At 48.2% G+C, this 14,523-nt stretch carries 13 protein-coding genes; 12 read left to right on the top strand and 1 reads right to left on the bottom strand.

Features of this window, described 5'->3' with window-relative positions; all coding sequences use genetic code 11:
• The 10 genes from HUK38_RS13660 to HUK38_RS13705 all read left to right on the top strand — a co-directional run.
• A partial coding sequence (locus tag HUK38_RS13660; RefSeq protein ID WP_182584889.1) for a TIGR00645 family protein occupies positions 1-438 on the top strand: 438 nt, incomplete at its 5' end.
• A 146-nt stretch (positions 439-584) separates the two neighbouring features.
• Positions 585-1,583, top strand: coding sequence for a GNAT family N-acetyltransferase (locus tag HUK38_RS13665; RefSeq protein WP_182584890.1), 999 nt, complete (start codon positions 585-587; stop codon positions 1,581-1,583).
• A gap of 36 nt (positions 1,584-1,619) precedes the next feature.
• Positions 1,620-2,714 (top strand): toxic anion resistance protein, encoded by a 1,095-nt coding sequence (locus tag HUK38_RS13670; RefSeq protein WP_182584891.1) that lies wholly within the window; start codon positions 1,620-1,622, stop codon positions 2,712-2,714.
• 441 nt (positions 2,715-3,155) lie between these two features.
• The gene (gene aprB, locus HUK38_RS13675; protein ID WP_182584892.1) at positions 3,156-3,623 is read left to right on the top strand and encodes an adenylyl-sulfate reductase subunit beta; all 468 of its coding nucleotides are present in this window, start codon (positions 3,156-3,158) and stop codon (positions 3,621-3,623) included.
• Positions 3,624-3,698: 75 nt separating this feature from the next.
• Positions 3,699-5,681, top strand: coding sequence for an adenylyl-sulfate reductase subunit alpha (gene aprA / locus HUK38_RS13680; protein ID WP_182584893.1), 1,983 nt, complete (start codon positions 3,699-3,701; stop codon positions 5,679-5,681).
• 123 nt (positions 5,682-5,804) lie between these two features.
• A complete protein-coding gene (locus HUK38_RS13685; RefSeq protein ID WP_182584894.1) occupies positions 5,805-6,731 on the top strand; it encodes a YkgJ family cysteine cluster protein in 927 nt (308 codons plus the stop codon).
• A 180-nt stretch (positions 6,732-6,911) separates the two neighbouring features.
• Entirely contained in the window at positions 6,912-8,378 is a 1,467-nt protein-coding gene (locus HUK38_RS13690; protein ID WP_182584895.1) for a methyl-accepting chemotaxis protein, read from the top strand.
• Positions 8,379-8,434: 56 nt separating this feature from the next.
• A complete protein-coding gene (locus HUK38_RS13695) occupies positions 8,435-8,641 on the top strand; it encodes a hypothetical protein (protein ID WP_238787675.1) in 207 nt (68 codons plus the stop codon).
• Between the two features lie 160 nt (positions 8,642-8,801).
• The gene (gatB, locus tag HUK38_RS13700; RefSeq protein ID WP_182584897.1) at positions 8,802-10,283 is read left to right on the top strand and encodes an Asp-tRNA(Asn)/Glu-tRNA(Gln) amidotransferase subunit GatB; all 1,482 of its coding nucleotides are present in this window, start codon (positions 8,802-8,804) and stop codon (positions 10,281-10,283) included.
• 308 nt (positions 10,284-10,591) lie between these two features.
• Positions 10,592-10,789 (top strand): alanine-zipper protein, encoded by a 198-nt coding sequence (locus tag HUK38_RS13705; RefSeq protein WP_182584898.1) that lies wholly within the window; start codon positions 10,592-10,594, stop codon positions 10,787-10,789.
• Here HUK38_RS13705 and HUK38_RS13710 read toward each other — a convergent pair.
• Positions 10,768-11,745 (bottom strand): L,D-transpeptidase family protein, encoded by a 978-nt coding sequence (locus HUK38_RS13710; protein WP_238787676.1) that lies wholly within the window; start codon positions 11,743-11,745, stop codon positions 10,768-10,770. The two genes, HUK38_RS13705 and HUK38_RS13710, sit on opposite strands and share 22 nt — an antisense overlap.
• A gap of 50 nt (positions 11,746-11,795) precedes the next feature.
• Between HUK38_RS13710 and HUK38_RS13715 the strand changes: the two genes are divergently transcribed.
• Together HUK38_RS13715 and HUK38_RS13720 are read left to right on the top strand one after the other, a co-directional pair.
• Positions 11,796-13,874 carry an elongation factor G gene (locus HUK38_RS13715; protein WP_182584899.1) on the top strand — a complete coding sequence of 693 codons (2,079 nt, stop codon included), beginning with the start codon at positions 11,796-11,798 and terminating at the stop codon, positions 13,872-13,874.
• 72 nt (positions 13,875-13,946) lie between these two features.
• On the top strand, positions 13,947-14,363 hold the full coding sequence (locus tag HUK38_RS13720; protein ID WP_182584900.1) for an SseB family protein: 417 nt from the start codon (positions 13,947-13,949) through the stop codon (positions 14,361-14,363).
• The last annotated feature ends 160 nt before the right edge of the window (positions 14,364-14,523 follow it).

Consider the following 14,523-nt stretch of genomic DNA (forward strand, 5'->3'; position numbering starts at 1 on the left):
TTGATGTTGTTAATCAAATTTGGGCAAGAATTTATCCACATTATTCCGCACATCTTTGATTCAACTGGCACCCAACTGATTCTGTATATTTTGCAACTGGTTGACCTGGTACTGATCGCTAATTTATTGCTGATGATTATTTTCAGTGGGTATGAAAATTTTGTGTCAAAAATTGACATGATTGAAGAACATGTTGATCGTCCGGAATGGATGGGCAAAATTGATTCCAGTGCTTTAAAGCTCAAGTTAATTGGTTCGATTGTCGCCATTTCTTCAATTGAATTGCTCCGCGATTTTATGCAAATTGGCACCATTTCAGATCGTACTCTCGCGTGGCGCGTCGGTATTCACATGACTTTTGTTGTATCAGGCGTTTTATTTGCGCTGATGGAACGATTAAGTGAAGCACCGCACCATCATAAAGCACAAAATGATTGATTGAGTGTTCACATCATCAACTCACTCCACACGCAATCACAACCGGCCCATTCGCAAACATCCAAACCCAGTAGTAGGATAGGCACTATCTCGATACACAACAGCACTGCCGTCAATGCGAATTGTCCTTTAGCAATGGTGACACAATGTCATTATCAAAACCTGCAAACATCACATTGCGTTACGCGGACTGGTCGCACGATCATCATTTCATTTGTGCATTGCGGCGGCGAGTATTAATGACAGCCCAGGACGGATCAACATTATTAGATTCAGACATGCAGGATGCACACGCCCTGCACGTTTTAGCCATTGCCAGCATGATTGCATCAACAGACGATGTTAATTCCACCACGCAACCGGTCGCCACCGCCCGTCTCTTGACTTCTGGGCAAATCGAACGAATGCTCGTTTTACCAAATTGGCGCGGTCAAGGCATCGGCACGGGGTTATTAACCGCCCTATTGCGCGCTGCCCAAGAACGGCGGTATCCAACCACCTGGTTATTAGCACCATTGTCGGCAATTGATTTTTATAGCCGCTGGGGATTTCAATTAGATGGTACAATCATTGATACAGGAAATGGCTATTATCAACGCATGGTGCTAATGGATCAGACAGCCATGTTGCCAATGGATATTACATGGCGATCATTAGGCGTGACCGCTGGGCGCATGAGTTTACCGAAACAATCATTATTAGGGCTAACCATTGCTACATTAGCCACGCAAACCCGCCATACATTGGAAATATTAACCCCGGATTTTGATCCTGCACTGTATGACACAGATACCGTATTTGATGCCGTACAACAATTAGCATTAACCCGTCGTGGTCGTTTGCCAGTGCGCATTCTTTTATTTGATAAAGAAACGCTGGTGTATCGCGGTCAACGCATTATTGAATTAGCGCGGCGTTTGAGTTCAGACATTCAAATTCGTGCGGTGCCAGATGAATTGACAGAGCAATGCGACCGTATGGTATTAGCGGACAGCGTTGGTTATTGTTTAACGCGCAGCCATAATCCACGTTTGACATTAGTGGATTTTAATTCTGCTGCCGAAGTACGGCGCCTGCGACGCCACTTCGATCAATTATGGGAATCAAGCAGTGTTCATCAAGCACTGCGGCGTTTATATTTGTAAAGTATTTTAGCGGCATTGTGCTATTGGGGAATTATCATGCCTTCATCTACTCAAGTGCCATCGCTCACCACTATTAGTGATGCCGTGTCGGGCACACCCAACAATTATTGCGTAATGCCCAATGAAGTCGCCTCACCGCCAGGCACTGCATCTTTAACCCAGCAGGAAATGAAGCGCCTGCTTGATAAAATAGATTTAAGTGATGGCTCATCAATTCTTCATTTCGGTGCAAAACCACAGCAACAATTAGCAGCGGTCGCTGCACAAGTAGCGGCTGTTTTTGGTCAAGACACACAACCTCTGCATCAACAACTAGAAACCATGATGCAGATACTCACGCAATTTGATATAAAAAAATTAGACCCGCGTATTCAACCCAATTGGATTGCGCGATTATTCGGCCATAGCGAGCCGCTGTTATATTTCTTACAACAGTATTTGCACACCCGTACCCAATTGCAACAACTTATAATGACTTTGGTGGAATACCGAACGCAATATCAAGCGAAAATCACGAAATTAGAACAGTTATATGATGCAAAATTGCATTACTCGCGTGAATTAGAGCGTTTTATTGCCGCAGGTGAAGTCAAGCTGCATGAATTAGATACTGAAACCCTGCCGCGTTTAGCTGAAAAGGTCAATGCAAGTGATAATGATCCTGTTCGGCTCCAAACTCTGCATGATTTGCATAACACGCGGGAAGATTTAAATCGGCGTATTGAAGAATTGCGTCAGGCACGACACAGTGCGACACAGGTATTACCCGCAATGCAATCAGCACAGGAGGCAGATAAAGCATTGTTAATTGAATTAGATGTGCTATTAGAAACGTTAGTTCCTGCGTGGCAGCTGCAACTAACGGAAGCATTGCGTGTTGATCGGTTATTAGACACATCAAATGCAACCTCATTGCCTAACGAGGTTGATGACAATAAAACATCAGCTCCAGGCTCTACGAAACGCGAACTAAACCGTTCAAAAAAATTGCCATCAACTAATACTATGCGGCGCGATGTTTTTGACATTCCAGCAATCAAGGTGGCGAATAAAACTTTGTTTGACAGCTTAAAGACAACTCAAGCACTAGCGCGTTCAAATCAACCTGTACAAACAATCGTAGCGAAATAAAATAGATCATCATTTATCACGCTTAAACCTGATGTTATTGAACATGTTAAATTGGTCTAGCTCGTATTGTACCGCCGCAGTCTAGTTGTTGTTATCTATTAAAAAATGCGAGGCGCACTTGACATTGACGTAAATGATGTACGATTTAACTGCGTACTACCCGTTTGTCTCGGTCACTCTAGATATTTAGTTATATCTCTAATAGGTAAGGCGATCCCTACCTATGATACAAGTTGCATCTATCCTGTTGTATTAGAAAGAATTGTTGAGTGAATGTTTGGGTATTCAATAAACATCACTTATGCTTTGTCGTGCAAATACTATTTTGACAACTGCGTTATTTATGCCTATCGTGTGTAAATTTTTTCGGTCAGGCTGCGGAATACTATCCCAGTCTGGCTCATTACTAAAGGCGCCATAATTAAAGGAGAGCCAAAGCACATGCCAACCTTCGTTCGTACTGATAAATGTGATGGTTGCAAGGGTCAAGATAAGACTGCTTGCATGTATATTTGCCCACACGATTTAATGAAACTCGACAAGGACGGTTCTGAGACCGGTTGGGCAATGAAGTCCTATAATCAAGAACCAGAGCAATGCTGGGAATGCTATTCCTGTGTAAAGATTTGCCCGCAACAGGCAATTGAAGCACGTCATTATGCTGACGTGGTGCCAATGGGTGCATCGGTGCAACCATTGCGCGGCACTGATTCAATTATGTGGACAATTAAGTTCCGTAACGGCAATATGAAACGCTTTAAGTTTCCTATTCGTACCACGCCCGAAGGGTCAATTGATCCGTATGGCGATAAACCTGCTGCCGACATTAGTAAAATTGGTGCGCCGGGATATTTCACATTGGGCGGCGTACAAAAAACTGGCGATCCGAGTGAATTGATCCGTAAATAATACAGCCGCGCATCGTCTTAATAATTAAGACGCAAATTGCAACCTCAATGACAGTATTTTTAGAGGCAAATAAACATGGCAGGAGAATTCGGTAATCCCGAGATCGTCGAAGAAGAAGTTGACATTCTTATCATTGGCGGTGGAATGGGCGCATGTGGTGCGGCGTATGAAATTGGCCCCTGGTTAGACGCCGCTAAAGCGCAAGGCTTTGATATTAAAGTCAAATTAGTTGATAAGGCAGCAATGGATCGCTCTGGTGCCGTTGCACAGGGTTTATCAGCCATTAACACCTACATTGGCTCAGAACAAGACCCAGCGGATTATGCCCGCATGGTGTCAAATGATTTGATGGGTATTACCCGCGATGATTTGGCCTATGATCTTGGTCGGCATGTGGATGATTCAGTCCATTTATTTGAAGAATGGGGTTTGCCGATTTGGAAGCAGCCGGGGGATGAAGGCAAGCCATTAGTTGACGGTGGCAAGCCAGTCCGCTCTGGTAAATGGCAGATTATGATTAACGGCGAATCCTATAAATGGATTGTCGCCGAAGCGGCTAAAAAGGCGCTGGGAACTGATCGTATTCAAGAGCGCGTGTTTATCGTTAAATTGGTCAATGACAAGAACGATAAAAACCGAATTGCGGGCGCGGTGGGTTTCTCAGTCCGTGAAAATCAGGTTTATGTTTATAAGTTCAAAGCCTGTTTATTAGTTGCCGGCGGTTGCGTGAATATCTTCCGGCCGCGTTCAGTCGGTGAAGGCACCGGTCGCGCTTGGTATCCAGTATGGAATGCCGGCTCAACCTATGCAATGGCCGCCGAAGCTGGTGCTGAATTAACTATGATGGAAAACCGCTTTGTTCCAGCGCGGTTCAAGGATGGTTATGGCCCAGTGGGTGCGTGGTTTCTATTATTCAAGGCCAAAGCAACGAATGCGTTTGGCGAAATTTATATGGAAACCAATAAAGAATTGCTTGACGATTTCCCGCCCTATGGTCAAGCGAAAGTGCCAGCATCTTGCTTGCGCAATCATTTAATGATGAAGGAAATGAAAGAAGGGCGTGGTCCAATTTACATGGACACAGTCACGGCATTAGGCAAATTGGCCGAAACCATGACGCCAAAGGAAATTAAACACCTCGAAGCTGAGGCGTGGGAAGATTTTCTTGACATGTGTATTGGTCAAGCGGGTGTGTGGGCGGGTGAAAACATCGAGCCAGAAAAGAAAAATTCTGAATTGATGCCGACCGAACCGTATTTGCTTGGTTCTCATTCAGGGTGCTGTGGTATTTGGGTCTCAGGGCCAGAAGACCTCGGCGCTCCAACCAGTGAAGAACATGCCGATAAGGGCAAGATTCCGGCGCATTTACCGAGCGGTTGGAATTGGGGTTATCGCTCCATGACCACTATTAAAGGTTTATTCACCGCGGCGGATGGCGTGGGTGCATCAGGGCATAAGTTCTCTTCTGGTTCTCATGCGGAAGGGCGCTTGGCGGCAAAGGCGATGGTCAAATTCTGTATGGATAATAAAGACCATAAGCCTGAATTGGCCGAAAGCGTAGCGGATTTAGTGGCGGAGATTTATCGTCCAGTGCGTAATTATCTGGATAATAAAGATTACAGCACCGCAATTGATGTGAATCCGCATTACATCACGCCAAAAATGCTGCAATTCCGCTTGCAAAAGATCATGGATGAATACGTCGCGGGCGTGTCCACCATGTATCAAACCAACGCCAAGATGATGGAAGTGGCGGAAATGAAGTTGGAAATGCTCAAGGAAGATGCGTTAAAGATGCGTGCAAAAGATTTGCATGAATTGTTACGCGCTTGGGAGAATTACCATCGTATTCTCACCGCCGAAGCACATATGAAGCATATTCAATTCCGTGAAGAATCCCGTTACCCGGGTTTCTATTATCGGATGGATTATAACTTCGTGGATGAAACGAATTGGAAATGTTTCGTTAATTCCATTTACGACAAGGAAAGCAAAACGTGGAATTGCTTTAAACGTGCGCATGTTGACTTGGTTGACAAGAGCAAGTTATTTAAGTAATTGCGCAACATGGTTGATCGTCTGATTGACCGATGTGATTGGTAAGTGAAAAATCCGGGTGTCGCAAGATGCCCGGTTTTTTGTTTTTGCATGGCTATTTTTTCATTATGCGGTTTTAGCATTATGTCCCATGACTCCCAACCGACCTTGCCTTTCCAGAGTGCTATTCATCCCGAGGTATTAGATTGCACCCATACGATTCCATTTCGGTGTCATCCTGATATTGCATGTTTCAATGCGTGTTGCAAACAGGCGGATGTGACGCTGACTCCCTATGATGTTATTCGGCTTAAACACCGGCTTCAATTAGATTCCAGCGCTTTTCTTGAACAGTACACCGTGCCATTTCAAATGGATAGTGATGGGTTGCCCGGTATTAAATTAAAAACGGATAATACCGGCGCCTGTTTGCAATTAGCGGGTGATAGCGGTTGTGGCGTGTATTCAGACCGACCAACGGTGTGTCGTTATTATCCAATCGCATTATTGGCATTAAAAGAAAAAGATGCCAAAACGTCTAAAGAACAATACTCTTTAATCACCGAACCGCATTGTTTAGGGCATCAAACCGACCGCCGCATTGCAATTGATGATTATCGACAAGAGCAAGGCGTTGTGGAATATGATGATATGAATCGCCCCTGGTATCAATTGATATTAAAGAAAAAATCGGCAGGCCCGAGTATTGGACAATTACCGCAACCAAGTCTGCAATTATTTTTTATGGCTTGTTATGATTTAGATCGCTTTCGCCGCTTTGTCTGTAGTGATAATTTCCGTGCCACCTATCAATTACCAGCGGATTTTTATGCTGAATTAGCCCAATCTGATGAAGAATTATTGCAGTTTGGTTATCGCTTTTTGCGTCAGGTATTATTTGGTGAACACAGTATTCAAGAAGCCGCGGATGCGTGGGAAAAGCGCGTTGAACAGCGGCGCGAGGTGTGGGAATTACGGCGGCAATTAGAAATTGCGCGGCGGGCGGCGGCAGAAGATGCGAAATATGAATGTGCATCAGATGCACCCAATTCATCCTGTCAAGGCGATTAGCTAGATGTTACAATAGACTTGTTCTAACACTTATAAAACAAGGGGTTAGCAACGCTAAAATCCTCACATTTCTGCGGATGTAGCAAAAATAAAAATTTATAAATCAGAGTGATACTACTCACACTGTCAAAACAGGTCTAATCACGCTGCGAATGACAGTTATTATTATCGGAGGCGCTAATGAAATGGTGGTTTTTACAACGCGAGCCTTCACAGGCTCAATCATCAGCGTCTTTTCACTCACCGCAACAGCAGATAATTGAAGAATCGGTTTTATATCGCACGGCTGAACGTATTGGTAATCTTGCGGTGAATATCGCAGAAGCAGCGGATGAAATTCATGTCATTTCATTTCATGTGTCTGAACAATCGTCGTTATTAACTGAATCCTCTACGCAATTAGAACAGATTACACGCGCTAATCAACAAATTAGTAATCCCGTGCAAGGATTATTACCCGTGATTAACAAGGCACTGGCAGATATTGAAACTTCAGATCAGATTGCCGCTAAAACAACGCAGGCAATGGATCAATTGTTGTCAACAGTGCGTCACACAGCGCAAGAATTGTCGGCAATACAGGGTTCATTAACAGGATTGAATAATGTCATTGCCACTATTCACCAAATCGCTGACCAAACGAATTTATTAGCATTAAATGCGACGATTGAAGCGGCGCGGGCGGGCGATGCGGGGCGTGGTTTTGCAGTGGTGGCCAGTGAAGTCAAAGCATTAGCCCGAGCGACTCAGTTGCAATTAGGCGAAATTAAAGAAGTCATTACTACGGTCGTGCAACATGTCGGGCGTTCGGTAATAGAAAGTCGCCATGCCGATCAAAATGCAAGTGAATTAGGGCAATTATCACAACACATGCGCACGTCAGTGACCGATGCCTGTACGGTCGTCAATCAAGTGCGTGGAACGGTGTTGGGATTAAGTGACATTGCCGCCGACAATTTGCAGCGGTGTCAATGTGCTGAAACACATTTAGCGCATATTGCTGAAAAAATACACCTTGCGGATACTAAATTAAAAAACATTGATGGTTCAGTGGCGGAGTCGTCGAAAAATATCGAAAAATTAATGGGGTTATTTGCGGCAAATGCAGTTGCAACGCCGGATTTACCATTTATTAACAAAGTTGTTGAAGTTGGTCAAAAAATTAGCGCATTATTTGAAGAGGCGCTCGCAAATCATGTGATTACGATGCCCGAATTGTTTGATGAAAAATACGTTCCAATTGCTAATACCAACCCATTACAACACCGCACTGCATTTGTGGAATTGACGGATCGTTTGTTATTAAAATTATTAGATTCGATATTGGAATTTGATTCAAGAGTGGTGTTTTGCGCTGCTGTAGATAGAAATGGTTTTTTACCAACGCATAATTCTAAGTATTCACACCCGCAACGCCAGCCATTGACAGAAGAGAATATTGCATGGAATACGGCGAATTGTCGTAATCGGCGGTTATTCACAGATAAAACTGGAATTTCTGCCGCTAGAAATCAAGAACCGTTTTTAATTCAAACCTATCGTCGTGATATGGGCGGCGGGGTATTTTTAATGATGAAAGATGTCTCAGTACCGATTGTAATTGGTGGCAGACATTGGGGTGGATTGCGTATGGGCTATAAGGTTTAAATAATGCGGCGGCTGACACTGTATTACTAAAATGTTTTCGTGAGTTGATGGAGAATATGATGTTTTGGACTAATCTAATTTTGCTTGCGGCATTTTTGGCAATGATTGGTGGATTTATTTGGTTGTTTCGTGATGGTGACGCTGGCGGTATTAAACCGGTGATTGTGCCATTAGAGAAAGAACAAGATGACGGCGATGGTGTGCGTATTACTGTGATTGATACCAGTGCATCAAATACTTCATCGGATAAACATGCAACCTAATTGATCAGCACAATCTTCGTAGAATGCAGTGATGAATGAATCGTATCAATTAAGTTTGCCGCGAGCGATACATTTCGCACATTTACCACACCCTACGAATTTATATTTAATGACATTGTTGTTTTAAGAATATCACCCGCTCAATTTTAGGAATAAAACCATGCTCTGGGAAATTGTCATTGGATTAGAAATTCACACGCAATTAGCCACCAGTTCTAAAATTTTTTCTGGGGCGGCGACGGCATTTGGTGCGCCACCCAATACCCAAGCCTGTGCGATTGATCTGGGCTTGCCGGGGGTATTACCCGTATTAAATGCGGAGGCGGTGCGGTGCGCGGTGCGCTTTGGTCAAGCAATTAACGCGCACATTGCCGAGTATTCAATTTTTGCGCGCAAGAATTATTTTTATCCTGATTTACCAAAGGGTTATCAAATTAGCCAATATGAACATCCAATTGTTGGGCGCGGCGCGGTGGAGATTGTCTTGGATGATGGCACACTAAAAACCATTGGCATTACGCGGGCGCATCTGGAAGAAGACGCGGGTAAATCGGTGCATGAAGACGGATTATTTGACGCAATTGCAATCAATGACGCGGCGACGGGATTGCGTTATAGTGGCATTGATTTGAATCGCGCCGGCACCCCATTATTAGAAATTGTGTCTGAGCCGGATTTGCGTTCACCACACGAAGCGGTGGCGTATGCGCGCAAGATTCACCAATTAGTGCGCTGGATTGGGATTAGTGATGGCAATATGCAGGAAGGTTCATTCCGCATGGACGCCAACATTTCATTGCGGCCGCTTGGCGCTACGCAATTAGGCACACGCGCTGAAATTAAGAATATCAATTCGTTTCGCTTTTTACAGCGGGCGTTGGAATACGAAATAGATCGGCAGCGCGAGTTATTAGAAGACGGCGGCGTGGTGATTCAAGAAACGCGGCTGTATGATTCAGTGAAAGATGAAACCCGCTCGATGCGGTCGAAAGAAGAGGCGAATGATTATCGCTATTTTCCTGATCCAGATTTATTACCAGTGGCGCTGGATCCGGCATTCGTGAACGCAGTGGCGGCGGAGTTGCCCGAATTACCTGATGCGCTGCGCCAGCGATTGCAATTGGAATACAGTTTAACGGCGGCGGATGCCATTTCAATTACTGCCAGCCAAGCCACTGCGGCGTATTTTAATCAATTGGTGCAGCAGATTGGCGATGCGAAACTGGTGGCGAATTGGATGAATGCTGCATTAGCGGCCGCCTTGAATAAAGCGGCAATTGAGATTAGCGCCAGTCCAGTCAGTGCGCATCAATTAGCCGCATTATTAGCACGAGTGCAGGATCAAACGATTTCAGCCACGAGTGCTAAACAGGTTTTTGAGGCGATGTGGGCGGGTGAAGAAAATGGTGATGCAGAACGAATTATTGCGGCGCGGGGCTTGCGGCAAATCAGCGATGAAGCTGCGTTAATTGCCATTATTGATGCCGTGATTGCGGCGAATTCGCAACAGGTGGCGCAATATCGCTCGGGTAAAGATAAGTTATTTGGTTTTTTTGTTGGTCAAGTAATGAAACAGACGCGAGGGCAGGCGAATCCCGCGCAGGTGAATGCGTTATTGGAGATGCGGTTGCGCACTGACTAAATCTGTGATGTGGGTCGCTGTTTATACGGGTATTTATTTGACCATTCGTTATTTGCACCGTGCTTATTGACGTTTAGATCATCACTCCGCTATGCTCACTCGTCATAGTTGCTAACTTTGTACTGATGACCGTAAAATCGGCATCAAGCGTTGTATGCAGTCATCGATGTGATAAATTGTAACGCGCATTTCTATTGTTAGGCCGGTGTTACTAGATTATCTTTTAGTGTGTATCCGGCTGGTTTTGTTCCCTGTGTTATAAAACAACTTAACGCCAACTGTGGCGATTTTTATTTGGAGTAATTGCAATGACCCGTACCGTAAAACTGATGACCTTGACCTGCGCTGGCGTTCTGAGCGTCTCCCTGCTCGGCGGTTGTGCCACCGATCAGGAAGCCCGCGACTCAGCGAAGGCCGCGATGGACGCCGCCAACGCCGCGCAAGCCTGCTGTGATGCCAACGAAGAGCGCATCAACCGCATGTATCAAAAGATCATGTCCAAGTAATGCCAACTGGTTGATCCTTGCCGGCCACCGATCACACGCGGGAGGCCGGCATTTTCATCCCGCACTCGCCGCACCTCTTCCCAATCAATCCGTACGCCGTCCGCATTCGCAATCTCTGCTGGAATAATTTCCTCCACCGGTTTTTGGCGCATTTCCTCCTTGTACGCATTGACTTCCAGATACAGCGTATCCCCTAACCAGCCGATTTTGTATGGCTGATTGACCACCATCACTGGCGTTCCGATCTCCACTTCGCCAAATAAATGCTCGACATCTTCCGGGTACATGCGTGTACAGCCGTGACTGACCTGCATTCCCACGCCCCAGGGTTTATTTGTTCCGTGAATCAAGTAACTGCCGCGATCCAGCCGCATGGCGTACGCCCCGAGTGGATTGTCTGGCCCAGCAGGCACGACCGCCGGCAAGATGTCGCCCGCCGCCGCGTGTTCTTTGCGCACTGATTCAGTTGGCGTCCAGGTCGGATCCTTCACTTTGCTGATAATTTTGTAATTGCCAACTGGCGTTTCCCAGCCATCCCGTCCCGTCCCGACGGCAAAACTCTCGATTTCAGTCGGTGAACGGAAGTAATACAGCCGTTTTTCCGCGATATTCAACACAATTCCTTGCCGTTCGACGGCGGGTAACACCTGCTGCGCTGGCACCATGACATCCGCATTGGCCTTCGGCACCCACATATCCACGCCGGGATTGGCCGCCTTCATCTCATCAAAGCCCAACCCGTAGCGCCGCCCGACATCCAGCAGCGTTTGATCGGCGCTGACTTGCAAATAAAATGGCTTACCGATCACGCTATCTTGCGGATTTGCCAGTTGGTACACCTCCGCCGTGCCAGGGGGTGCCAGCGTCACCAGCGCGGTTGCCAATACTGCCACTGCCCAGCGCCGATGCCTCAGCGGCACATCATCATCATCTGTCATGTCATGCGTTATGCTCATATTGCCCTCAGTTATTCTTTGCAAAAAATTGTTAACGTCACCCACCGCCCATGTCACACCCCCCCGCCCATCCCACCCCGGCTCTGACCCAAGTGCGCAATATCGGCGTTGTCGCCCATGTTGACGCGGGTAAAACCACGCTCACCGAACGCCTGCTGTTCTACACCGGTGCGCTGCACAAGATCGGCGAAGTTCACGCCGGCGCCGCGCACATGGACTGGATGGTGGAAGAACAGGAACACGGTATCACCATCACCGCCGCCGTGACGCAAGCCCACTGGCGGGAGTGTCTGTTGCAGATTGTGGACACGCCCGGGCATGTGGATTTCACCATCGAGGTCGAACGCTCGATGCGGGTACTCGACGGGCTGATTTTGGTACTCGACGGCGTGCGCGGCATTGAACCGCAAACCGAAACCGTCTGGCGCCAGCGCAGTCATTTTGGGCTACCGGTGTTGTTTTTCATCAACAAACTCGACCGTCCCGGCGCTGATTTTACCCAAGTTGTGGCAGAACTTCGCAGCCGCTTTGCTATCAACCCGGTGGCCGTGACGCTGCCGGTGCCAGACCAACCCGCCGTGATTGATCTGCTCCACGCGCAACTGCTCCAGTTTAGCGGTGAACAGGGCGAAGTGGTCACGGCCACGCCCTGCCCGCCGGCGCTGTGGCAGTCAGTGGCGAGCTGGCGCGAGGCACTGTTGATGGCGGCGGCGGAGGTGGACGAGCGCCTGACTGATCGGGTGTTAGCCGGTGATGAGCCGAGCGCGGCTGAGTTGAGTGCGGCGCTGCGGTTGGGAACATTGAACGGGCAAATATTCCCCTGTTACGCCGGCAGTGCGTTGCGCAATGTTGGTGTGCAGCCACTGCTAGACGGCATTGTGGATTTTCTGCCCACGCCACTGGATCGGCCGCCGGCCATCGCCCATCGCCCCGACGGCAGCACCGAAACGGTCACGTTGGGCGACAGCGGCGCGCTGGTCGCGCTGGTGTTCAAGGTGCAACTGTGGGATGGGCGGCGGCATTGTTTCACGCGCATTTACCGCTCGCAGTTGCACCCCGGCGACGTGGTGGAATTTCTCAACACCGACGGGCAGCGGGTGCGCGAGACGGTGGCGCGAGTGTTTGACGTGGATGCTGACCGCAAAATTAAACTCGACGTGGCCGCGCCGGGGCAGATCGTGTTGCTGGCGGGACTGCGCCATGCCACCACTGGCGACACGCTGTGTAGCCCAGGTCAACTGCTGCGGTTGGAGCGGATTGAAACGCGCCAGCCGGTGCTGAGTTTAGCCGTCGAGCCGCTACACAGTACGGATGAAGAGCGGCTGCTGGAGGCGTTGGATAAAATTGCGCAGGAGGATCCGACGTTCAAAGTTGAAGAGGATGCCGATACTGGGCAGCGGCTGTTGCGTGGCATGGGTGAATTGCACCTGCAAATCGTGTTGGAGCGGTTGCAGCGCGAGTTTCATTTGCAAGTGCGCAGCGGCCGGCCGGCGGTGGCGGTGCGTGAAACGGTGACGCGGGCGGTGACGGCGGAGGCGTTGTACAGTCGCCCGCCGTCGCCCGATGGTAAGCAAGCGGCGTTGACGGCGTGGGTGGCGGTGGCCGTGACGCCGCGTGAGCGCAGCGCGGGTAATCAGTTGACGGTGACGCCCGCGGTGCGCCCGGCGGGGGCGGAGTTGAAATCTGAGCAGCGGCTGGCGCTGGAAAACGGGGCGCGGCTGGCGCTGGCGACGGGGCCGTTGCACGGCGCACCAGTGGAGGATGTCGCGCTGACGGTGACGACGGTTGAGTTGTTTGGTCAAGCCAGCTCGCCCGATGCGCTCGCAGCCGCCGTGTCCAAAGCGGTGCATCAAGCGTTGACGGCGGCCGCGCCGCAGGCGTTGTATCCGTTGATGCACGTGGAGGTGACGGTGCCGGCGGATCATCTGGGCACGGTGTTGGGCGATTTGCAGGCGCGGCGGGCGGTGATTCATGGCACGACCATGCGCCATCAAGACGTGCGAATTGAATGCGAAGTGTTGCTTGCGGCGTTATTGGGGTATGCAACTGAATTAAGAAGTTTAACGCAGGGGCGCGGGCAATTCAGTATGACGTTTGAGCGGTTTGACATGAGCGCGGGGCATGTGTGAATAATGAATACGCAATCCAACCCCGCAATGAATTATGACTTGAATCACAAAAAAACCACTGGAAATACACTTATGACAACGGCTGATTTTCACCCGCAAAACGAATTAGAACGGCAATTACTCGCGGCGCAGAATGGCGAAATAGCGCCCGAGGCGTTGATTCAGTTTTTAATTGAGTCGGACGTATTCATGCCGATTTATGACCAGCACACCATTGGCGGATTACAAACTACGCAGCGAGCGCAGCCATTAACCATTAATCAAGATGACGGCGGCAAGGTGTTAATTTTATTTACCAGCCCCGACCGCGCTAAAACATTCGTGCGCGATTTCCCCGGCTATGGCGGCGGATTGGTGGTGACATTGCGCTGGATTCTTGACCATTTCGGAATTGGTTTTGCCATTTCACTCAATCCCGATCAATTGGTTGGAATGGATTTTGAGGCACACGCGGTCGCGCAATTGGCGACGCAAATTAATACTCACTAAATACCAATTTTCGTCGTTGTAATGGATAATGGGTTGCAACCACGCAGCAGCGAAGGTTTCGTAACTGATTATGATGCGTTTCAATCCTTGTTGTAATGGATAATGGGTTGCAACACCCAACATTGATGCTGCGATTATTGCGCTCGCTCGCGTTTCAATC

Origin of the sequence: Thiospirillum jenense (assembly GCF_014145225.1) — a bacterium.
GTDB lineage: Bacteria > Pseudomonadota > Gammaproteobacteria > Chromatiales > Chromatiaceae > Thiospirillum > Thiospirillum jenense.

Coding starts and splice junctions, on each gene's coding strand:
- HUK38_RS13665 (WP_182584890.1), top strand. CDS start 585: ATGTCATTATCAAAACCTGCAAACATCACATTGCGTTACGCGGACTGG.
- HUK38_RS13670 (WP_182584891.1), top strand. CDS start 1,620: ATGCCTTCATCTACTCAAGTGCCATCGCTCACCACTATTAGTGATGCC.
- aprB (WP_182584892.1), top strand. CDS start 3,156: ATGCCAACCTTCGTTCGTACTGATAAATGTGATGGTTGCAAGGGTCAA.
- aprA (WP_182584893.1), top strand. CDS start 3,699: ATGGCAGGAGAATTCGGTAATCCCGAGATCGTCGAAGAAGAAGTTGAC.
- HUK38_RS13685 (WP_182584894.1), top strand. CDS start 5,805: ATGTCCCATGACTCCCAACCGACCTTGCCTTTCCAGAGTGCTATTCAT.
- HUK38_RS13690 (WP_182584895.1), top strand. CDS start 6,912: ATGAAATGGTGGTTTTTACAACGCGAGCCTTCACAGGCTCAATCATCA.
- HUK38_RS13695 (WP_238787675.1), top strand. CDS start 8,435: ATGATGTTTTGGACTAATCTAATTTTGCTTGCGGCATTTTTGGCAATG.
- gatB (WP_182584897.1), top strand. CDS start 8,802: ATGCTCTGGGAAATTGTCATTGGATTAGAAATTCACACGCAATTAGCC.
- HUK38_RS13705 (WP_182584898.1), top strand. CDS start 10,592: ATGACCCGTACCGTAAAACTGATGACCTTGACCTGCGCTGGCGTTCTG.
- HUK38_RS13710 (WP_238787676.1), bottom strand. CDS start 11,745: ATGAGCATAACGCATGACATGACAGATGATGATGATGTGCCGCTGAGG.
- HUK38_RS13715 (WP_182584899.1), top strand. CDS start 11,796: ATGTCACACCCCCCCGCCCATCCCACCCCGGCTCTGACCCAAGTGCGC.
- HUK38_RS13720 (WP_182584900.1), top strand. CDS start 13,947: ATGACAACGGCTGATTTTCACCCGCAAAACGAATTAGAACGGCAATTA.